We start from the raw sequence: 20,035 nt of genomic DNA, 5'->3' as shown, positions 1-20,035 counted from the left end.
GCGGTCTCCCTCACCGTCATCACGAGCGCAGCGACGTGACCCAGGGCAGCGCGACGACGGCGGGCGTCGCGCCGTCTGGTTCGCTTCGCTCCGCTCGCAAGGACGGCGGTGCGGAAAGGAGCGACCCGAGGCCTACTTCGCCGTCATGCCGGCCACCATCGGGCAGCCGCCCTCGCTCATCGGGCGGAAGGCCTGCTCGGCCGGGATCGTCTCCAGCACCTTGTAGAGATCCCACGCGCCCTTCGACTCGGAGGGCGCCTTGGCCTCGAACAGGTACATCGGGTGGATCTTGCGCCCGTCCGGCCGGATCGTGCCCTTGCCGAACAGCGGGTCGTCGGTCGGCATCTCCTTCATCTTGGCGACCACGGCGGCGCCGTCCTTGGCCGAGTGCAGGGCCGCCACCGCCTTCAGGTAGTGCAGCGTGCTGGCGTAGACGCCCGCCTGGTACGAGGTCGGCTTCTTGCCGGGCATGCGCTTCTCGAACCGCTCCGCGAAGGCCCGGGTGCCGTCGTTGAGGTCCCAGTAGAACGAGGCGGTGAAGGCGAGGCCCTGCGCCACGTCCAGGCCCAGCGAGTGGATGTCGGTGATGGCGATCAGCAGAGCGGCGAGCGTCTGGCCGCCCTGGCGGATGCCGAACTCGTGCGCCTGCTTGATGGCGTTGGCGGCGTCGAGCCCGGCATCGGCGAGCCCGATCACCTGCGCGCCCGAGGCCTGGGCCTGGAGCAGGAACGAGGAGAAGTCCGGGTTCGGGAACGGCGTGCGCACGCCGCCGACGACCTTGCCGCCGTTCTTCTCCACCACCGCCTTGGTGTCGCGCTCCAGAGCGAGGCCGAAGGCGTAGTCGGCGGTGATGAAGTACCAGGACTTGCCGCCGCGCTTGAGGATGGCCTTGCCGGTGCCGTTGGCCAGCGCCGCGGTGTCGTAGGTCCAGTGCACGGTGTTGGGCGTGCAGGCCGGGCCGGTGAGGTCGGCGGTGCCGCCGCCCGAGTTGATGAACGCCTTGTTCTTCTCCTTGGTGATCTGCGCGATGGCGAGCGCCACCGAGGAGGTCGGCACGTCGAACACCGCGTCGACGCCGTCGCGGTCGTACCATTGCCGGGTGATCGAGGCGCCGACATCGGGCTTGTTCTGGTGGTCGGCGGCGACGACCTCGACCTTCAGCCCGTGTTCCTCCGGCTTGAAGTCCTCGACCGCCATGCGGGCGGCCACCACCGAGCCCTCGCCGGTGGAGTCGAAGTAGACGCCGGAGCGGTCGTTCAGCACGCCGATCTTCACCGGCACGAGGTCGGCCGCGAGCGCCGCGCCGGCGCCGAGCGCGCACAAGCTCCCGAGCAGCGCCGCGGCGCGGTGGCGGAGCGTCATGTCTCTCTCCCTGTCGTGTCCACCCGGCGGCGTTGATCGCCGCTCGGGCTGTTTCCGAAGGCAGAGTATCCGTGGCGGTCCGCGGCTGAAACGGGTGCGCGTGAGGATGCCGGCGATCCGTCAGGGGCAGCCCTCCCCGCCCGAGACGGCACCGCCGTCTTTGCGAGCGGAGCGAAGCAATCCAGCAGCACCACGCTCGCCGAGGTCGCGCTGCCCTGGGTCACTTCGCTGCGCGCGCGATGACGGGGAGCGGCGGCGATCGGCCTCTCAACCGCCCCGCGACGTCAATCCAAAAATCGCCCGCGCCTGATCGGGCGTGGCCGGCTCCCGGTCGATGTGGGCCAGCAGGCTCACGGCCTTCTCCACCAGGGCGGCGTTGCTCGGCGCGAGCGTGCCCCGGGACAGGTACAGGTTGTCCTCCAGCCCGACGCGGACGTTGCCGCCCATGCCGGCGGCGACCGCGAGGATCGGGAACTCCTCCCGGCCGATGCCGAAGGCCGACCAGACCGCGTCCTCCGGCAGTCGGGCGCGCATCGCCACGAGGGCTTCCGGCGTCGCGGGCGCCCCCCAGGGGATGCCGAGGCAGATCTGGAACAGCGGCGGGCGCGCCAGATGCCCCTCGGCGATCAGGTGCCGGGCCAGCTCGATCTGGCCGAGGTCGAACACCTCGATCTCGGGCTTCACGCCCGCGTCGCGGATGTGGCCCGCCATCGCCCGCAGGTGGCCGGGGGTGTTGAGGAACAGGTGCTCGCCGAAATTCATCGTGGCGATGTCGAGGGTGCAGATCTCCGGCCGCAGCGCGCCGACATGCCGGGTGCGGGCCTCCGGTCCCACGAAGGTCGTGCCCGGGCCGGCGACCGACGGGTCGGGGTCGCCCGGCACGAACCGGCCGCCCGCCCCCGTGGTCAGGTTGAGGATCACGGCGTCGTTCTTCTCGCGGATCCGCTCCACCACCTCGCGGTAATGGGCGAGCTCCATGCTCGGCGCGGCCGTCTCGGGGTCGCGGACGTGGATGTGGACCACCGCGGCCCCGGCGGCGGCGGCCTCGAGGGCCGACCGGGCGATCGCCTCCGGGCTCACCGGCACGGCCGGGTTCTTCCGCGGCGTGTCGAAGGAGCCCGTGAGGGCGCAGGTGATGACGGTGGTGCTCGCCATGTGTGTGCTCCCCGCGCGTCAGATCGCTCCGCCGTCGACCGTGATGGTCTCGCCCGTGATGTAGGCCGCGCCCGCGCCCAGGAAGAAGATCGTCTCGGCGATGTCCTCCGGGCGGGCCATGCGGCCGAGCATGGTGCGCCCCACGGTCGAGGCCTTGCGCTCCTCCGACCAGGGCTCGGTCCAGGGCGTGGCGACGAGGCCGGGCGCCACCGCGTTGACGCGCACGTCCGGCGCCAGCGCCCGGGCGAGGCTGCGGGTCAGGTTGATCAGTCCGGCCTTGCTCGCCGAGTAGGCGACCGACGAGCCGCGCCGCCCGAGGCCGGCCACCGACGCGGTGTTGACGATGGCGCCGCGGCTCGCCTTGAGGGTCGCGGCCGCGGCCTTCGCGCAGCGGAACGGCCCGAGCAGGTTGGTCGCCAGGATCGTGGCCCAGAAATCCTCGGTCATCGCGTCGAGATCCTCGAAGGCGATGGGCGTGGTCGTGCCCGACGTGCCGGCATTGTTGACGAGCACGTCGAGGCCACCGAGCCGGTCGATGCCGGCCGCAACCATCGCCTCGGCCTCGCCCGCCCGCGACACGTCGCCGGGCAGCGCGATCACCGAGAATCCGGCTCCGGCGAGCCGGGCGGCCTCTTCGGGGCCGCGGGGATCGTCCGGCAGGTGGTTCAGCGCCACGGTGGCGCCGTTGCGGGCGAAGATCGCGACGGTCGCGAGCCCGATCCCCGACGAGGCTCCGGTGACGAGGACGCGCCGCCCGGACAGGTCCGCTCCGATCATGATCCCTCCATCCGGCCGATCCCGGCCATCGCCGCCTTGAGCGCCAGGAGCTTGCGGTCGCGCTCGCGGAACAGCTCTTCCGGCGGCCGCCCGCCCCAGTCGAAGTAGCCCTTGCCGGCCATCACCCCGGTCCGGCCGGCGACGCACAGGGCATCGAGGGTCTCGGAGCGGGTGCGCGGGGGCGGCGGCGCGTAGCTGCCGTTGGCCAGCGCCCGCTGCGTCAGCTCCAGCCCGGTGAAGTCGGCCTTGGCGAGGTGGCCGAGGATCGGGATGCGCAGGGCGAGCCCGTGGACGATCGCGTCGTCGATGTCCTTCGGCGCGGCGACGTCCTCGTCGAGGAGCCGGAACACCTCGGCGCTGATCGCCTGCTGGATGCGGTTGGCAATGTAGCCGGGGATGAACCGCTTCAGCACGATCGGGACCTGGCCCAGGCCGCGCACGAACTCGGCCATGGCGGCGACGACCGCCGGGTCCGTGCCGGGCCCCGGCACCACGTCGACGAGGTCGACGATGTAGGGCGGCGTGTACCAGTGCAGGATCAGCGCCCGCGCCTGCCGGCGCTCCGGGATCAGCGGGAAGACGTCGAGGTAGCTGGTGTTGCTGGCCAGGACCGCGTCGGCCGCGCAGAGCCGGTCGAGCTCGGAGAAGAGCGCGCGCTTGGCCTCCGGGTTCTCGGTGATCGCCTCGATCACGAGGCCCGCGCCCGAGACCGCCGCGTCGAGCGCCGCCTCGACCCGGACGGCCCGGGCCAGCCGCGCGGCATCCCAGCCCTCCGGGGCGGCGCCGGCCTCCCGCAGGGTCGCGAGGGCGGATTCCATCAGGCCGGGGATCCGCGCCCGGGTCTCGGGCCGCGTGTCGGTGATCCGCACGCCGTGGCCGGCGAGCGCCAGCACCAGGGCGATGCCGTGCCCCATCACGCCGCCGCCGACGATCGCGATCTCGCCCATGCCGCACGCTCCTGTCCCTGCCCCGGGCTCCTCTCGCGGGAATCCTCGGGTCGTCCGTCCGGCCTCAGCCGCCGCGCTGGTCCCGGCGCATCATGAAGGCCAGCTTCTCGAACAGGCTGACATCCTGCTCGTTCTTCAGCAGCGCCCCGTGCAGCGGCGGGATCAGCTTGCGGCCGTCCTGCTCGCGCAGGGTCTCGGGGGCGATGTCCTCGGAGACGAGGAGCTTCAGCCAGTCGAGCAGCTCCGAGGTCGAGGGCTTCTTCTTGAGGCCCGGGACCTCGCGCATCGCCAGGAAGGTCCGCAGGGCCTCCTCGACGAGGCGGTGCTTGATGCCCGGATAGTGGACGTCGACGATGCGCTGCAGCGTCTCGGCGTCGGGGAACTTGATGTAGTGGAAGAAGCAGCGGCGCAGGAACGCGTCCGGCAGCTCCTTCTCATTGTTCGACGTGATGATCACGATCGGCCGGCGCACGGCCTTCACGGTCTCGCCGGTCTCGTAGACGTGGAACTCCATCCGGTCGAGTTCGGTCAGCAGGTCGTTGGGGAACTCGATATCGGCCTTGTCGATCTCGTCGATGAGCAGGACCGGGCGCTCGGGCGCGGTGAACGCCTCCCAGAGCTTGCCGCGCCGGATGTAGTTGGAGATGTCCGAGACCCGAGGGTCGCCGAGCTGGGAGTCGCGCAGGCGCGAGACCGCGTCGTACTCGTAGAGCCCCTGCTGCGCCTTGGTGGTCGACTTGATGTTCCAGACGATCAGCGGCGCGCCCAAGCCCTTGGCGATCTCCTCGGCCAGCACGGTCTTGCCGGTCCCGGGCTCGCCCTTCACGAGGAGCGGCCGCTCCAGGACCACGGCGGCGTTGACCGCCGCGGTGAGGTCGGGGGTCGCGACGTAGGTCTCGGTTCCGGAAAAGCGCATCGCGGTCTCGGAGAGAGGGGCTCGGGCCAAGGGGTAGCGCGCCGCGCCGCCGGGCCGCAAGCGCCGTCCCCGTCCGGCCGTCCCAGTCGGTGCCGGCTGATGCGCCCGCCCGATGGTCCACGCCGTCATCACGAGCGAAGCGAAGTGACCCAGAGCAGCGGGACGTCCGAAGGCGTGGCGCTACCCTGGATTGCTTCGCTTCGCTCGCAAGGACGGTGGCGCCGCGAGCGATCTCAGCCCTTCTCGTGCCAGACGCAGTTCCGGGCGAGGATCTCGAGGTTGACGTCCGACTTCTGCGGCTGCGGCAGGGTCTTGCCGTCCATGGCGAGGTCGATCTTGATCTCGACCTGGCCCTTCGCCTCGTTGGAGCGGCGGGAGAAGTAGCAGTACTGCTGGTAGGGCTGCTCGGCGCTGTCCTTGAAGTTCCAGCCGGTCACGATCTGCCCGTCGAGGTAGGGCACCTGCTTGAACACCGTGAAGGTCGTGTTCACCGCGGCCTTGGAGGCCGGGGCGGCGTCGTTGCCGAGCTGCGCCTTGGTGGGCGTCGGCGTCGCCGGCGCCTTGGGCAGGCCCTCGAGCTTGAGGGTGTTGTCGGTGAGCGTGACCTCGCCCTTGGTCTTCAGGGTCACGTCCGAGAGCGCCGCCTGCATGGCGGCGGCGATCTTCTCGGCGGCGGTGTCGAACTGGTTCAGGGTCGCCCAGCCGTAGGCCGCCGCGCCGACGCCGATGCCCGCGAGGCACGCGAAGGCGCCGAAGCCCAGCGCCCGGAACAGGAAGGCCCGGGCCGCGACGTAGCTCGAATCCGCCCGCAGGCGGGAATTCACCTGCTGGGCGAGGGCGATGTTCTCGGGGGTCCCGCTCGCGACGTAGTTCATGCGCCGGCTCCAGCGGCAGGGAGGGTCGGGCCCGGATGGGTCTGGTTCGGCAGCGCCTGCTGGCCCTGGGCCGGCCGGTTCATCGGGATCACCGCGCCCGACGCGTTGGCGGCGCGCGGCAGGATCGGCTCGGGGTGCGAGCGCAGGGCGTCGGCGATCGCGTCGAGCATGTAGGGGGCCGCCTCCGGGTTCACGGCGGCGCCGAGATCGTCCTCGTCCATGAAGGTCCGGCGGGTCGAGACCGCGCAGAGCGCCAGGATCGTCGACGCGAAGGCGGCGCAGACCGCGGGCAGGAACACGAAGATCCGCAGGAAGGCGTGGACCTGGCTCTCGGTCACGTCGATCGGGTCGACGCCGTAGACCATGGCGGTGAAGGAGTGGAGCTGCGAGCGGTTGACCGCGTTGCGGTAGCCCTGCTCGGCATCGGCCACGCGCCGGTCGGCGGCGCCCGGATCGAGGGCGGCGCGCGCCTTGCGGGCCTCCTCCAGGTCCTTGATCATCCCGGCGCGGTCGGCGGACGCCTTGGCGACGCCCTGCGACAGGGCGGCGACGCGGGGATCGGCCACGCATTTCAGGTTCTGGTACTTCCGGCCCTTGCTGTTGGTGCCGAAGACCCGCTCGCAGCGCTGGGCCGGGAGGCCGGCGAGCTGCTGGGCGTTGTCGGCGGAGCGCTTCTCGATCTGGTCGAGCTCGGCCGTGTACTGCGCCACGCGCTCGTCGGCCGCCTTGATCCGGTCGCCGATCGTGGCGCGGTCGGCCTGGGTGTCCTTCAGGGCGGTCTTGGTCCGGGCCGCCTCCATCAGGCGGGGATGGAACATCATCTCGCCGAGCTGCGACACCGACTTGGTGGTCACGCCCGCCGCGAAGATGATGCCCAGCACGGCGAGGCCGCGCACGAAGTAGGAGCGCTGGGTCCGGGCCAGGATGCCGAGCGGCACGCGGCACAGCTCGACCGCGGCGTAGACCAGCGGCGCCAGCAGCATGAAGTAGAAGGCGTGCCAGTCGCCGTCGCTGTAGACGCCCGCGAACAGCCACGCGCCCCAGAGCGAGGCGCCGATCACCATGAACTCGACGAGGTACGCGATCGCCACGTAGCCCCACTTGATGCGGTAGCCCTTCTCGACGTGGCGCTGGTGCCGCCAGCGGTCCGACTCGAGCTTCCACTCGCGCTTCTCGCGCTCGAGGTCGCGGCTGGGGGGCGCTGCCGGACCGGCAAATATCGATTTGATGGAGATCATCGGCCTCGTCGCATCCATCCGGTCCAGTTCCGGGCCGAGCCCGGCCGAGCTTAACCCCCGGTTAACTCAGGCGTGTATGCGCGCATTGTGCCGATTTTGGGCCGCGTTGCACGCCTTCACCGCATGCCTCCTTTGGATGCCGTCCGCATCCCGCGTGCCGGTGACCGAAATGTCTCACCCGCGCCTGTATCCGGCTTGTGTCGGAACGCACGTCCGCGGGACCGGTCGCGGGCCGAATCCGGTTGCTCCGAGGGCGCCGCCGACCCATGATCGCGCGGCCGTGAGCGGCGCTCCCCACCCCCGAGAGACGAGGTTCGATCCGCCGCCGATGCCAGAGGTCCACGCCGGCTCCTACAAGGAAGCGATCCTGTTTCTCGTCACAGCGGGCATCGTGGTGCCGCTGTTCCACCGCCTGCGGATCTCGCCGGTGCTCGGCTTCATCGGCGCCGGGGCCCTGCTCGGCCCCTTCGGCCTCGGCCGGCTGGCCGACACCTATCCCTCCGTGCACCTCTTCACCATCGGCAACCGGGCCGAGATCTCGCACCTCGCCGAGTTCGGCGTGATCTTCCTGATGTTCATGATCGGGATCGAGCTGTCGTGGGAGCGCCTGCGGGTGCTGCGCCGGCTGGTCTTCGGCCTCGGCTCCCTGCAAGTGGGCTGCTCCGCGCTGATCCTCGGCGCGATCCTCTACGGGCTCAACGTGCCGCTCACCGGCGCGGTGATCGTCGGCATCGGCCTCGCGCTGTCGTCGACCGCGGTGGTCCTGCCGGTCCTCGCCGAGCAGAAGCGGCTGAACGCGCCGACCGGGCGCACGAGCTTCGCGGTGCTGCTGTTCCAGGACCTGGCGGTGGCCCCGGCCCTGTTCGCGATCGCGGTGCTCGGCCGCGACGACGGCGGCGACAAGGGCTGGGCCCTCGCCCTGGCGCTGGGTCAGGCGGCGATCGCGCTGGCCCTGATCGTGGTGGCGGGCCGCCTCGCCCTGCGCCCGCTGTTCCAGCTCGTGGCGCGCACGCGCTCCACCGAGCTGTTCATGGCCGCCTGCCTGCTGGTCATCGTCGGCACGGCGCTGACCGCGGCGGCGAGCGGCCTGTCGATGACGCTCGGCGCCTTCGTGGCCGGCCTGCTGCTGGCCGAGACCGAGTACCGCCGGGCCATCGAGGCGACGATCGACCCGTTCAAGGGCCTGCTGCTCGGCGTGTTCTTCGTCTCGGTGGGCATGAACCTCGACCCGGCGCAGCTGATGGCGACGCCGGGGGCGATCATCGGCCTGTCGCTGGCGCTGGTCCTGATCAAGGCCGCCGTGGTGATGATGGCGGCCCCCGTGCTGAAGATCCCCCGGCCGGTGGCGCTGGAGACGGCGCTCCTCCTCGGCCCGGGCGGCGAGTTCGCCTACGTGCTGATCGGCGGCGCCATGGCCACCGGCCTGGTGCCGGAGGAGGTCGGCGCGGCGGCCCTCGTGGTGACCACGGTCACGATGATCATGATCCCGGCGCTCGCCGCCGTCGGCCGCCGGCTCAAGCTGCGGGCGACCGCCAGCGCCCAGGCCACCGCCAAGGCGGAGCCGGTGCCGGAGCGCGTGGGGAACCGGGTGATCGTCGCGGGGTTCGGCCGCGTCGGCCGGCAGGTCGGCGAGATGCTGGAGCGGCACAAGATCCCGTACATCGCCCTCGATTCCGACGCGGCGCGGGTGGCCGAGCAGCGCCGCGCCGGGGCGCCGGTCTATTTCGGCGACAGCGGCAACACCGAGATGCTGCGCCGCTGCGACATCGCCACGGCCCGGGCGCTGGTCGTCACCCTCGACAATCCCCGCGCCGTCGAGGCGGCGGTGGCGGCGGCCCGCGCCGAGCGGCCGGACCTGACCATCGTGGCCCGGGCCCGCGACGCCCGCCACGCCTCCTCGCTCTACGAGCTCGGCGTCGACGACGCGGTGCCGGAGACGATCGAGGCCTCGCTGCAGCTGTCGGAGGCCGTTCTGGTCGATGTCGGCGTGCCGATGGGGCTGGTGATCGCGTCGATCCACGAGCGGCGGGACGAGTACCGCGCCCTGCTGAAGAAGCGCGAGGGCGAGTCGAAGCCGATCTTCCGGGCCCGCCGGACCGTCGGGAAGGCGCTGGGCAAGGCCCCGGTCAAGCGGGAGCCCGAGCGCCAGGAGGCGGCCGGCCAGGAGGCCTGAGGGGGCGGCCTGAGGCGGGAGATCCGAGCGGAGGTCCCGGGGGCCCCGCTCAGATCAGGACCGGGTGCGCGTCCTCGTGCTTGGCCCGCCGCGCCGCGCGGCTGCGCGGCGCCGGCTCGAACCCGTCGGCGAAGCTGCACCGGTAGACCAGCTCGTCCGCCGGCCCGAGGCCGGTGACCAGGGGCACCGTCACGGTGTCGCCGGAGAAGCGCCAGCCGCGGGCGCCCTTGTCCCAGTAGAGCCAGACCGTCCAGGGATAGCCCCGCAGGGTGAAGACCGCGGCCTTGCGCGACAGGGCCTGCACCGCCCGCGGGGCGTACATGCCCTTGTCGCGGTAGGCGTCCCGGGTCGCCTCCGGCTGACGGTCCATGAAGGTGTTGCGCACCAGCTGAATCGTCGCCCCCGGCTTCCCGAGAAACCGCTTGAATTCCGTCAGATTCCGCAGGATGACCGCCATCGCAGGTCTCCTCGCTAGCTCCGTGTCGGCCGCGCTGCCGCGTCCGCACACACTCGATGTCCCGAGTTGAGCGATTCCCATGACCGATTGAGTGACTGGGCGAGGCTTGTCCGGTCACATATCAACAGATTCGACGACTTATGCCCAGGTTATGAGTCCCATCGGGTCGGAGAGACTCGTTTGGGCGCCGGAATCGGCGCTGCCGACGGGGCTGAATCTTGTCGACCATCGGCGAAGACTCGGAAGTCCTTCGGAAAAGTCCTGCCACGCTCGGCGGCGCGCCGACCGATTCGCGCGGGCTTGACCCGGACGCCCGGCTGGCGCGTTCTCCCGGCATGCTGCTGCAGTTCTTCACGGCCCTCCGGGACGCCAAGGTCCCCGTCTCCCTGAAGGAGTACCTGACCCTGCTCGGCGCCCTGGACCGGGGCCTCGCGGAGCATGACGTCGAGGCGTTCTACTTCCTGTCGCGCACCGCGCTGGTGAAGGACGAGGCGCATCTCGACCGGTTCGACCGGGTGTTCGGCACGGTGTTCAAGGGGCTGGAGACCCTGGGCGAGGCGGTCGAGCCCGCCGCGATCCCGGAGGAATGGCTCAGGAAGCTCGCCGAGAAGTACCTGACCGAGGCCGAGAGGGCGGAGCTGAAGGCGCTCGGCTGGGACAAGCTGTTCGAGACCCTGAAGCAGCGCCTCGCCGAGCAGAAGGGGCGCCACCAGGGCGGCTCGAAATGGATCGGGACCGGCGGCACCTCGCCCTTCGGCGCCTACGGCTACAATCCCGAGGGCATCCGCATCGGCCAGGACGGGAACCGCAACTTCCGGGCGGTGAAGGTCTGGGACAAGCGCGAGTTCAAGGACCTCGACGACGACCGGGAGATCGGCGCGCGCAACATGCGCCTGGCGCTGCGGCGCCTGCGCCGCTTCGCCCGGACCGGCGCGGCGGAGGAGCTCGACCTCGACGGCACGATCCGCGCGAGCGCCCGCCAGGGCTACATCGACGTGAAGCTGCGGCCGGAGCGGCGCAACGCCGTGAAGGTGCTGCTGTTCCTGGACGTCGGCGGCTCGATGGACTGGCACATCGAGCAGGCGGAGGCGCTGTTCTCGGCGGCGCGCTCGGAGTTCAAGCACCTCGCGCACTACTACTTCCACAACTGCCCCTACGAGGCGGTCTGGACCGAGAACCGGCGGCGCCACGAGGCCAAGACGCCGCTCCTCGACGTGATCCGCACCTACGGCAGCGACTACCGGCTCGTCTTCGTGGGCGACGCCTCGATGAGCCCCTACGAGATCGCGACGCCCGGCGGCTCCGTGGAGCACTGGAACGAGGAGGCGGGCGCCACCTGGATGCAGCGGCTCCTCGACCATTTCCCGAAGGCGGCGTGGCTGAACCCGGTGCCCGAGACGCACTGGGGCTACACGCAGTCGATCGGCATGATGCAGCGGCTGGTCGCCGGCCGGATGTTCCCCCTCACCCTGGAGGGGCTCGACGCGGCGGCGCGGGCCCTGGTGCGATGACGGCCTCACAGCGCGACGCGACCGGAGGTGATGCCGTCCTCGCGAGCGCAGCGAAGCGATCCAGCAGCGCCGCATACATGGATGTCGTGCCACCCTGGGTCGCTTCGCTGCGCTCGCGAGGACGGGCGGGGATCGCGCGACCGAGACGGTTTCCGTCTCAGCCCTGCTGGGACGGCGTCGTCACCACGAGGCCGTCCATCGCCGACGTGATCTTGATCTGGCAGGAGAGGCGGGAATTCTCGCGGACGTCGCTGGCGAAATCCAGCATGTCCTGCTCCATGTCCTGCGCCTTGCCGACCGTGTCGATCCAGGCGTCGGCCACGTAGACGTGGCAGGTGGCGCAGGCGCAGGCGCCCCCGCACTCCGCGTCGATGCCCGGGACGTTGTTGCGCATAGCCGTCTCCATCACGGTCGCGCCGACGCTGCCTTCGACGGTCCGTTCCGTCCCGGCGTGGTCGACGTAGGTGATCTTGGGCATGCTGGGGGCTCCGGGCTCGCGTCGAGCGCAATCTGTCCGACGGGCGGCGTGCCTGCTTGGCGGCTGGAAACGCGGAATGCAAGCGCGGCATTAGACACCGGTCCCGGATCGATCGCCGCATTGGGCGACACCGTCAGGCGCGCGCCTCCGCGATCTCCGCCAGCGCCCGCGCGACCGCGGCCGCGAGGTCGTCGACCGGCACCGCCCCGGCGCCGGCGCGCAGGCGCGTCTCCGCGGCGTCCGCGAGCGCCCGCACGTGGATCGCCCCGACGCCCGCGGCCGAGCCCTTCAGGGTGTGGGCGAGGTCGGCGCGCTGCGCCCGCGGCAGGGCCGGGTCGGCGAGGCGCGGCAGGATCGAGCGGCACTGGCCGGCGAACAGCTCCAGGACCTCACGGGCCAGGTCGGCGTCGCCGCCGGTCTGGGCCTCGAGTTCCGCGGGGTCGATGGCCTGCATGTTCGGGCTCCCGGCATCCGGATTCGTCGGGGATTGCGGATCTGATCCACACAATTCACCCCCTGATTCGCCGGGTGGGGATCGCGCCGGACCCCTCCCCTGCGGCAGGATGGTGGAGGCGGCGAGCGACGGGCCCGGTAACCATTCGGTTAACCTTTTCTGGGGCCGGTCGAGGGCTCGGGTATCGGCAGTCGCTGCCCGAGTTTAGTCTTGTAATGGTAAACGGGGCGTTGCGTCTCCGGCTCAAGCCTCTCCAGGCGCCGGTGAACCCGTGTAACGAGGCGTTGTATGGCGACCGAGAAGAAGCTGAAGGACCCGGCCGAGGCCGCGCTCTCTGCGATCGAGCAGGCGCTGAACCTCGACGCCCTGACGCCGAACGGCACCGACGGCCGCGCCGAGCCGCGCCTGCCCGATGTCGGTGACGCCGACCCGCTGCGCGACGGCGGTCTCGACGCCGGCCGGACCATGCCGCCGCGCCTCGACCTCGACCCGCCGCTCGCCTCCGACCTGCCGCCGCCGGGCCTGGACCGCCCCCGCCGCGAGGGCGGCCTCCTGCCCCCCGACCGCTCGCTCGTGGCCAACGACGACCGGCGCAACATCGGCATCCTGCAGCAGACCCTGCGGGTGCGCTCCTCGCCCAAGCCCTACCTGCTCGCCCTCGCGGCCGGCGCGGTCTGGATCGGCGCCCTGGTGCTGATCGCGTGGTCGAAGTCCGACGGCGACCTGCGCGCCGTCCTGTCGGGCCTCTCGGCCCTCCAGGCGAGCGTCGGCGCCGCGGCCCTGTTCGGCCCGGTGGTGCTGTTCGTGATCGCCGCCATGCTGGCGGTGCGCGCCCAGGAGATGCGCCTCGTCGCCCGCGCGGTCGGCGAGGTCGCGGTGCGCCTGGCCGAGCCCGAGAGCTTCTCCACCGACGCGGTCCTGACCATGTCGCAGACCGTGCGCCGCGAGGTGGCGGCGGTGGGCGACGGCGTCGAGCGGGCGCTCGCCCGGGCCGGCGAGCTGGAGACCCTGGTGCGCGGCGAGATCGCCACCCTGGAGCGGGCCTATTCCGACAACGAGATCCGGATCCGCTCCCTCGTGGACGAGCTGGTGGCCCAGCGCGAGGCGATCGTCACCAACGCCGAGCGGGTGCGCAGCGCCATCACCGGGTCGCACCAGAGCCTGAGCCAGGACCTGGAGGGCGCCTCCGACCGGATCGTCTCCGCGGTGACCGGCGCGGGCGAGCGCGTGACCGGCGCGCTGGAGACCCGCGGCGCCGCGATCACCGCCTCCCTGGGCGAGGCCGGCGACCGGGTGGTCAACCTGATGACCGCCCGCGGCAGCGACCTGATCGACACGCTGGCGGCCACCAGCCAGGAGGTGCGCGGCAGCTTCCAGGAGGTCGGCGAGACCCTGACCCGCACCTTCGAGGACCGCGCCGGCACGGCGACCGGCGCCTTCCAGGCCGCCGGGACCGCCCTGGCCGAGCGCCTGTCGGAGAATGCCGGTGCCCTCACCCGGACCCTGGAGGAGACTGGCAGCCGCGTGAGCGACGCGCTGGAGCGCCAGGCCGGCACGGTGCGCGAGACCTTCGAGCGCTCCGTGACGGGGCTCGAATCCGCCTTCCTGTCGCGCGGCTCGGAGCTGACCGAGCGCTTCGGCGCCATGGGCGCCGAGATCACCGCCCGCTTCGCCGAGACCGGTTCGGCCCTGACCCAGGACATCGCCGGCCGCGGCCTCGCGCTGCGCGCCGAGATCGAGAGCGCCGGCCTGTCGGTCGCCGAGACGATCGAGGGCCGCGGGCGCGACGCCCAGGCCGCCCTGGCGCTCGCCGCCAGCGGCGCCGGCGAGACCCTGGCGGCCCGCGCGGGCGCCGTGCGCGACGACCTCGTCGGCACCGCCGAGCGGATCGCCGAGGCCCTGTCGGAGCGCGGCGGCGCCCTCGCCGAGCGGATGGACGGCATCGCGGCGCGCCTCGACGAGACCGTGACGGTCCGGGCCGCGGACCTGGAGCACCGGGTCGCGGCGGCGGCCGAGCAGGCCGGCGGCAGCATCGCGCACCGGACCGAGACGGTCGCGGCCAACCTCGAGGCCGCCTTCGCGGCCCTGGGCCGGGGCTTCGAGACGGGGGCCTCCTCCGCGGTCCAGTCGCTGCGGGGCACCGTCGAGGGCCTGTCGGGCGAGATCGACGGCCGCACCGCCGAGGCGGTCGCGGCGCTCCGGCGCGGGGCCGAGGCGGCCACCGATGCCCTGCGCGGCACGGCCGAGGACGCCACCGGCGCGGTCGAGGCCCGGACCCTCGAGGCCGTGCGGGTGTTCGAGCGCCGGGTCGCGGATTCCGCCGCCGCCCTGTCGGCGCGGACCGAGGAGGCGGCCGCCGCACTGCGGGCCGCCGCCGATCAGGCGAGCCAGGCCGCCGAGACGCAGACGCGGGACGCCGCCGCCCGGCTCGCCGCGGCCCTGGACACCCTGCGCAACGCCTCCGGCGAGGTCACCGGCGCGGTCGAGGCCGAGACCGCGATCCTCACCGCCCGGTTCCGCGACGCCGCCGACCGGGCCGGCACCGAGCTCGGCGCCCGCGGCACGGACGCCGTCGCGGCGGTCCGCGCCGCCCTGGACGATCTCAACCGCGAGCTCGCCGCCCGGACCGGCGACGCCACCGGCAGCCTCGCCGAGGCCGCCCGCGCGATCTCGGCCGACCTCGCCGCCCGGATCGGCGAGATGGAGGCGGCCTTCGGCGAGCACGGCCGGAGCGTCGCCGAGCTGCTCGCCGGCCACGCCGACGAGACCCAGGCCCGGATCAGCGGCACCGGCCGCGACATCGTGCTCGCCGTGGCGAGCCAGGGCGCCCGCATCGCCGACACCCTCAGCCAGACCGGCGCGAGCTTCGCCGAGACCGCCGACGGCCGGGTCCGGGCGATCGACGAGACGCTGGGCAACCGCCTCGCCGCCCTGCAGGAGACCATCGCCCGCGGCGACATCCTGGCCGACCGGATCAACCGCGACACCGCCGCGCTGGGCGAGACCGTCGGCGCCCGGCTGGAGGAGATGGACCGGCTCCTCACCGGCAAGGGCGAGGCCGTCGCCGAGACGATCGCCACCCGGGCCCGCGAGGCCGGCAGCCTGATCGAGACCCATCTCGGCGGCCTGGAGACGCGCTCGGCCGAGCGGGCCGCCGCCATCGCGGCCGCCGTGGCGGCGCTGGTCGGCCAGATCGACGACCATCTCGGCAGCCGCGCGAACGCCGTGGACGACGCGCTGCGCGCCCGGACCGACGAGATGGCCCGCGTCATGGCCGAGGGCCATCGCGGCCTGATGGAGATGCTGGAGGGCCGCACCTCCGGGCTCGGCCAGGACATCGCCCGCCACACGGGCGAGATCGCCCGGCGGATCGAGGAGAGCGCCGGCCATTTCGACACCGGCGTCATCGGCCGCCTGCAGGCGATCGCCGAGACCCTGGACCAGCGCGCCCGCCTCGTGGACGAGAGCTTCGGCGTCCAGGCCTTCGAGGCGATCCGCCTGATCGAGGCGCGCACCCGGGCGGTGGACGAGGAGCTGGCCGGCCGGACCCGCGACCTCGTGGCGATGATCGCCGACCGGACCGGCGGCCTCGACGGCGCCATGGCCGAGCGCGTCCGCGCCCTCACCGGCACCATCGAGGAGGCCACCCGCGGCCTCGAGGCCGCGCTGGCGAACCGCGCGGATTCGATGATCCGCCTGGTGGACGAGCGCACCGAGAACGCCGACGCGGCGCTGGCGGCCCGCACCGAGGCCGTGCACGCGGCCTTCGCGGAGCGCGCCGACCTCATCGGCCGCCTGATCGACGAGCGCATCGCCGCCATGTCGGGCGAGCTCGACGAGAAGGGCCGCGCCGTGTTCGGGGCGATCGGCGGCCGGATCACCGAGCTCGCCCGCCTGCTCGACCGCGGCGGCACCTCGCTGGCCGAGCTCATCGACCAGCGCGGCGAGAGCGTGCTCGCCAAACTCCAGCAGACCATCGCGGACGCCGAGCGGATGCTCGATGCCGGCGAGGGCCGCCTGGGCCACACCCTGTCGAGCCGCACGGCCGACATCAGCGGCCTCCTCGACGAGGGCGTCCGCTCGGTCCACACCCTGCTGGACGACCGCACCAACCAGATCCGCGTCCTGCTGGACGACCATGCCGGCACCCTGGCCGCCACCCTGGACGGCCGGATGGGCCCGATCCACGAGGCGCTGGACGGCCGCGGGCAGGCGATGGTCGCCGCCCTGGAGGGCGCGTTCGGCTCCGCCACCGGCGCCCTGGACGACCGCACCCGCCAGCTCGGCAGCCTGTTCGACGAGCGGCTGGGCCACCTCGAGAGCCTGGTCGACGGCCGCGGCACCCGCCTCGCCGACACCCTCACCGCCCGAGCCCAGGCCCTGCGCACCCTGTTCGAGGAGGCCCAGTCGGCCCTCGACGGCGTGGTCGAGGGCGGCGGCGGCCGCTTCGCCGCCGCGGTCGACGCCCGCATTCAGTCCCTCCGCGCGGTGCTGGAGGAGGCGCCCGCCGCCGTCTCGGCGCTGGTGGAGACCCGCGAGCGCCAGCTCGCCGCCACCCTCGACGCCCGCACGCAGCGCCTCCACACCCTGTTCGAGGAGGCCCAGGCCGGCCTGCGCGACCTCGTGGACGGGCGCGGCCAGGAGGTCGCCGACGCCATCGCGGCCCGGACCGAGGGCCTGCGCACGACCCTCGACGCGGCGCCCGCCCAGATGGCGGACCTGCTGGACACCCGCCTGTCCGACCTCCAGGGCCTGTTCGAGCGGGCGCAGGGCGAGATCGACCGCCTCGTGGACACCCGCGGCCGCCAGATCGCCGGCACCATCGAGCACCGCACCCAGGCGCTCCAGACCACGATCGAGGGCGTGAACCCGGCGATCGCCGGCCTGCTCGAGGAGCGCGAGAACCGCCTCGCCGAGACCCTCAAGGAGCGGACGGGCGAGCTGCAGACCCTGTTCGACCGGGTGCAGAACCGCCTCGGCGCCCTGGTCGAGGGCACCGGCCGCGACGTGTCCGAGCGGGTCGACGCGCGCGTCGAGACCCTGCGGGCGACCTTCGAGCAGGCGCGCGCCGCGATCGAGGGCCTGCTGGAGGACCGCGGCCAAGCCCTGGTGGCGGCCGCCGAGGGCCGGACCGGCGCCCTGGTGGAGGTGTTCGACGCCCGCCTGCGCGCCCTCGACGGTGCCGTCGAGGGCCGGACCGGCGCCCTGGTCGAGACCTTCGACGCCCGCCTGCGCGCCTTGGACGGCGCCGTCGAGGGCCGCACCGGCGCCCTGGTCGAGACCTTCGACGCCCGGCTGCGGGAGCTGGACGGCGTGGTCGAGGGCCGCACCGCGGCCCTGGCGCAGGCCGTCGAGGCGCAGAGCGAGGCCCTGGCCCGCGGCGTCGACGCCCGCGCCGACGCTTTCACGCAGCGCATCGACAGCCGCATGCGGCTGTTCGCGACCCTGGTGGCGCAGCGCGCCGACACCCTGGCCACCGCCTTCGACGACCGCCACGAGGCCTTCGCGGGCCTCATGGACGAGCGCACGGCGTCCCTGGTCGCCGCCCTCGACGAGCGGGCCCGCGCCCATGCCGAGCAGGTCGAGGCCCACAACGCGGCCCTGGCCGAGACGCTCAGCCGCCGCGAGGCCGCGCTCGCCGGCCTGATCGACGCCCGCACCGAGGCCCTCGGGGCCGGGTTCGAGCGCCGCGCCACGGCGCTCGGTGCCCTGGTCGACGCCCGCGGCGAGGCTCTGTCCCGCCGCCTCGCCGAGAGCGCCGAGACCCTGGTGCGCGCCATCGAGGAGCGCGGCGGCGCGCTGCTCGCCAGCGTCGAGGGCAGCGGCCGCGCCGTCGGCGACAGCCTGGAGGGCCATGTCGAGCGCCTGCGCGGCGCCATCGACGGGCCGATGATGGACCTGTCGCGGGCCCTGTCGGACCGGGCCGAGGCGATCGAGCGGACGCTCGCCGAGACCGGAATGCCGCTCGCCGAGAGCCTGCGGGAGCGGACCGAGGAGCTGGCCGTGCAGTCGCGGGCCTCGGCCGAGCTGCTGCGCGCCGCCGTCGAGGACGGCGCGGGCCGCACCCTCTCGGAGCTGTTCGAGACCAACGACCGGATGGGCCGCGAGCTCGGCGCGCTGCTGCAGCGGATCGAGGCCGCCAACACGGCGCTGACCGACCTCGTGGCCGGCGCCGACACCAATCTCGGCGCGATCGAGCAGGGTCTCGCCGGCCGGATCGAGCAGGTCCAGGGGGCGCTGGAGCGCATCGCCGCCGAGACCGGCCGGGCCAGCGCCGGCGTCTCGGCCCAGGTCGAGGCCCTGCGCGGCGCCGCCGACGGGGCGCTCAGCGAGGCCTCGCGCCTCGCCGAGACCCTCGACGGCCGCGGCCGCTCCCTCGGCGAGCAGACCGCCGCGCACGTGGCGGCCCTCGACCGGGCCGCGGCCTCCCTGGCGGCCATCGAGGAGCGCCTCGACTCGGCCCTGTCGGGCCGCGAGACCAAGCTGACCGAGGCGCTGGCCGCGTTCGAGGCCCGGGCCGCCGCCCTGGAGCAGAACGGCACCGCCCTGGCCCAGACCATCGAGCAGACCCTGCGCGCCGCCGAGGAGCGCGCCCGCAGCGTCGGCGAGTCCCTGGCCCAGTCGGCCCAGGGCGCCGGGGCCTCGGTGACGAGCGCCTTCGCCGACCTGAAGGACAGCGCCAGCGCCGAGGGCGAGAAGGCCGCCCAGGGCGTCCGGCAGGTCATCGAGGAGGCGGCCCGCGAGATGCGCAGCGGCTTCCAGGAGGCCCAGGCCAGCTTCGGCGACTCCTTCTCGGCCCTGCGCGAGATGGCGGGCTCGATCCGCGGCGAACTCGACGCGACCCGCGCCGAGCTCGCCAAGGGCGTCCTCGAGCTGCCGCGCGAGACGCAGGACGCCACCGGCGAGATGCGCCGGGTGGTGGCGGACCAGATCAAGGCCCTCAACGAGCTGTCGTCCCTGGTCTCCCGCTCCGGCCGCGCGGTCGACGTCGCCCAGCCGCAGGCGCAGCCCCAGCGTCGGGTCGCGGAGAGCGGCGGCCGCGCCGTCGCGGCGGCGGCGCCCGCCGCGGCCCCGGTTGCACCGGCGATGCCGACGGCGGCCCCCGCGGCTCCGGCCCTGCCGGCGCCCGCGGCGACGCCGCGGCCCGCCACGGCCAAGATCGAGGCGCCGCGCCCGTCCGCGACCGCCCGCCCGGCGCAGGCCGGCGACAAGCGCGGCTGGCTGTCCGACCTGCTGACCCGCGCCTCGCTGGACGACGACGAGGAGCCGGCGGCCGACGCGCCGGCCGCCGCCCCGGCGCCCGCGCCGGCGGCCCGCCGCCCCGCGGTGGCGGCCGCCGAGACCGGGCGGATCGCCCTCGACACGATCTCGACCGACATCGCCAAGATGATCGAGCACCGGACCGCGGTCGACCTGTGGGAGCGGTACCGCCGGGGCGAGCCGAACCTGTTCGACCCGCGGATCTACACGCCGCAGGGCCGGGCCACCTTCGCGGAGATCCAGCGCCGCTACAGGACCGACGCGGAGTTCCGCCGCAGCGTCGACCGCTACGTCAGCGAGTTCGAGCGCCTGCTCGGCGACGTGGTCAAGAACGACAGCGACGCCAAGCGCACCGACGCCTACCTGACCTCGGAGACCGGCAAGGTCTACACCATGCTGGCCCATGCCAGCGGGCGCTTCGACGGGGCGTAG

13 protein-coding genes are annotated in these 20,035 nt (G+C 73.4%); 3 read left to right on the top strand and 10 right to left on the bottom strand.

Going from position 1 to position 20,035, the window contains the following annotated elements; genetic code table 11:
* Positions 1-132 precede the first annotated feature (132 nt).
* From BM419_RS07265 to BM419_RS07235, 7 genes are all read right to left on the bottom strand, one after another.
* Positions 133-1,362, bottom strand: coding sequence for an ABC transporter substrate-binding protein (locus tag BM419_RS07265; protein ID WP_020092356.1), 1,230 nt, complete (start codon positions 1,360-1,362; stop codon positions 133-135).
* Between the two features lie 267 nt (positions 1,363-1,629).
* Positions 1,630-2,517 carry a beta-keto acid cleavage family enzyme gene (locus BM419_RS07260; RefSeq protein WP_091925925.1) on the bottom strand — a complete coding sequence of 296 codons (888 nt, stop codon included), beginning with the start codon at positions 2,515-2,517 and terminating at the stop codon, positions 1,630-1,632.
* A gap of 18 nt (positions 2,518-2,535) precedes the next feature.
* A complete protein-coding gene (locus tag BM419_RS07255; RefSeq protein WP_020092354.1) occupies positions 2,536-3,294 on the bottom strand; it encodes an SDR family NAD(P)-dependent oxidoreductase in 759 nt (252 codons plus the stop codon).
* Positions 3,291-4,241 (bottom strand): 3-hydroxyacyl-CoA dehydrogenase family protein, encoded by a 951-nt coding sequence (locus BM419_RS07250; RefSeq protein WP_091925923.1) that lies wholly within the window; start codon positions 4,239-4,241, stop codon positions 3,291-3,293. Before BM419_RS07250 ends, BM419_RS07255 begins: the two co-directional genes overlap by 4 nt.
* A 64-nt stretch (positions 4,242-4,305) precedes the next feature.
* Entirely contained in the window at positions 4,306-5,157 is an 852-nt protein-coding gene (locus BM419_RS07245) for an AAA family ATPase (protein WP_091925922.1), read from the bottom strand.
* A 233-nt stretch (positions 5,158-5,390) separates the two neighbouring features.
* Entirely contained in the window at positions 5,391-6,032 is a 642-nt protein-coding gene (locus tag BM419_RS07240; RefSeq protein WP_020092351.1) for a hypothetical protein, read from the bottom strand.
* Positions 6,029-7,288, bottom strand: a complete 1,260-nt coding sequence (locus tag BM419_RS07235; RefSeq protein ID WP_091925920.1) for an ATPase — start codon at positions 7,286-7,288, stop codon at positions 6,029-6,031. Before BM419_RS07235 ends, BM419_RS07240 begins: the two co-directional genes overlap by 4 nt.
* A 310-nt stretch (positions 7,289-7,598) precedes the next feature.
* Here BM419_RS07235 and BM419_RS07230 point away from each other — a divergent pair, with 310 nt between their 5' ends.
* Complete coding sequence (locus BM419_RS07230) at positions 7,599-9,443, top strand: cation:proton antiporter domain-containing protein (RefSeq protein WP_020092349.1); 1,845 nt, start codon at positions 7,599-7,601, stop codon at positions 9,441-9,443.
* A 49-nt stretch (positions 9,444-9,492) separates the two neighbouring features.
* Here BM419_RS07230 and BM419_RS07225 read toward each other — a convergent pair whose 3' ends face one another.
* Complete coding sequence (locus BM419_RS07225) at positions 9,493-9,900, bottom strand: hypothetical protein (protein WP_091925918.1); 408 nt, start codon at positions 9,898-9,900, stop codon at positions 9,493-9,495.
* Positions 9,901-10,235: 335 nt separating this feature from the next.
* Between BM419_RS07225 and BM419_RS07220 the strand changes: the two genes are divergently transcribed.
* Positions 10,236-11,411 carry a vWA domain-containing protein gene (locus tag BM419_RS07220; protein ID WP_091925916.1) on the top strand — a complete coding sequence of 392 codons (1,176 nt, stop codon included), beginning with the start codon at positions 10,236-10,238 and terminating at the stop codon, positions 11,409-11,411.
* Between the two features lie 157 nt (positions 11,412-11,568).
* Here BM419_RS07220 and BM419_RS07215 read toward each other — a convergent pair whose 3' ends face one another.
* Together BM419_RS07215 and BM419_RS07210 are read right to left on the bottom strand one after the other, a co-directional pair.
* Positions 11,569-11,889: a 2Fe-2S iron-sulfur cluster-binding protein gene (locus BM419_RS07215; protein WP_091925914.1), complete on the bottom strand. Its 321-nt coding sequence runs from the start codon at positions 11,887-11,889 to the stop codon at positions 11,569-11,571.
* Between the two features lie 133 nt (positions 11,890-12,022).
* The gene (locus BM419_RS07210; RefSeq protein ID WP_091680223.1) at positions 12,023-12,343 is read right to left on the bottom strand and encodes an Hpt domain-containing protein; all 321 of its coding nucleotides are present in this window, start codon (positions 12,341-12,343) and stop codon (positions 12,023-12,025) included.
* Positions 12,344-12,631: 288 nt separating this feature from the next.
* Between BM419_RS07210 and BM419_RS07205 the strand changes: the two genes are divergently transcribed.
* Entirely contained in the window at positions 12,632-20,035 is a 7,404-nt protein-coding gene (locus BM419_RS07205) for an apolipoprotein A-IV repeat region-like domain-containing protein (RefSeq protein ID WP_091925912.1), read from the top strand.

The sequence above is a fragment of the Methylobacterium sp. yr668 genome, from assembly GCF_900116245.1.
Taxonomy (GTDB): domain Bacteria; phylum Pseudomonadota; class Alphaproteobacteria; order Rhizobiales; family Beijerinckiaceae; genus Methylobacterium.
This window is presented reverse-complemented; position numbering and strand designations above follow the sequence as displayed.

What these genes read in the sequence shown, in the direction of transcription:
- BM419_RS07265 (WP_020092356.1), bottom strand. Translation starts at nt 1,362, where the DNA reads ATGACGCTCCGCCACCGCGCCGCGGCGCTGCTCGGGAGCTTGTGCGCG.
- BM419_RS07260 (WP_091925925.1), bottom strand. Translation starts at nt 2,517, where the DNA reads ATGGCGAGCACCACCGTCATCACCTGCGCCCTCACGGGCTCCTTCGAC.
- BM419_RS07255 (WP_020092354.1), bottom strand. Translation starts at nt 3,294, where the DNA reads ATGATCGGAGCGGACCTGTCCGGGCGGCGCGTCCTCGTCACCGGAGCC.
- BM419_RS07250 (WP_091925923.1), bottom strand. Translation starts at nt 4,241, where the DNA reads ATGGGCGAGATCGCGATCGTCGGCGGCGGCGTGATGGGGCACGGCATC.
- BM419_RS07245 (WP_091925922.1), bottom strand. Translation starts at nt 5,157, where the DNA reads ATGCGCTTTTCCGGAACCGAGACCTACGTCGCGACCCCCGACCTCACC.
- BM419_RS07240 (WP_020092351.1), bottom strand. Translation starts at nt 6,032, where the DNA reads ATGAACTACGTCGCGAGCGGGACCCCCGAGAACATCGCCCTCGCCCAG.
- BM419_RS07235 (WP_091925920.1), bottom strand. Translation starts at nt 7,288, where the DNA reads ATGGATGCGACGAGGCCGATGATCTCCATCAAATCGATATTTGCCGGT.
- BM419_RS07230 (WP_020092349.1), top strand. Translation starts at nt 7,599, where the DNA reads ATGCCAGAGGTCCACGCCGGCTCCTACAAGGAAGCGATCCTGTTTCTC.
- BM419_RS07225 (WP_091925918.1), bottom strand. Translation starts at nt 9,900, where the DNA reads ATGGCGGTCATCCTGCGGAATCTGACGGAATTCAAGCGGTTTCTCGGG.
- BM419_RS07220 (WP_091925916.1), top strand. Translation starts at nt 10,236, where the DNA reads ATGCTGCTGCAGTTCTTCACGGCCCTCCGGGACGCCAAGGTCCCCGTC.
- BM419_RS07215 (WP_091925914.1), bottom strand. Translation starts at nt 11,889, where the DNA reads ATGCCCAAGATCACCTACGTCGACCACGCCGGGACGGAACGGACCGTC.
- BM419_RS07210 (WP_091680223.1), bottom strand. Translation starts at nt 12,343, where the DNA reads ATGCAGGCCATCGACCCCGCGGAACTCGAGGCCCAGACCGGCGGCGAC.
- BM419_RS07205 (WP_091925912.1), top strand. Translation starts at nt 12,632, where the DNA reads ATGGCGACCGAGAAGAAGCTGAAGGACCCGGCCGAGGCCGCGCTCTCT.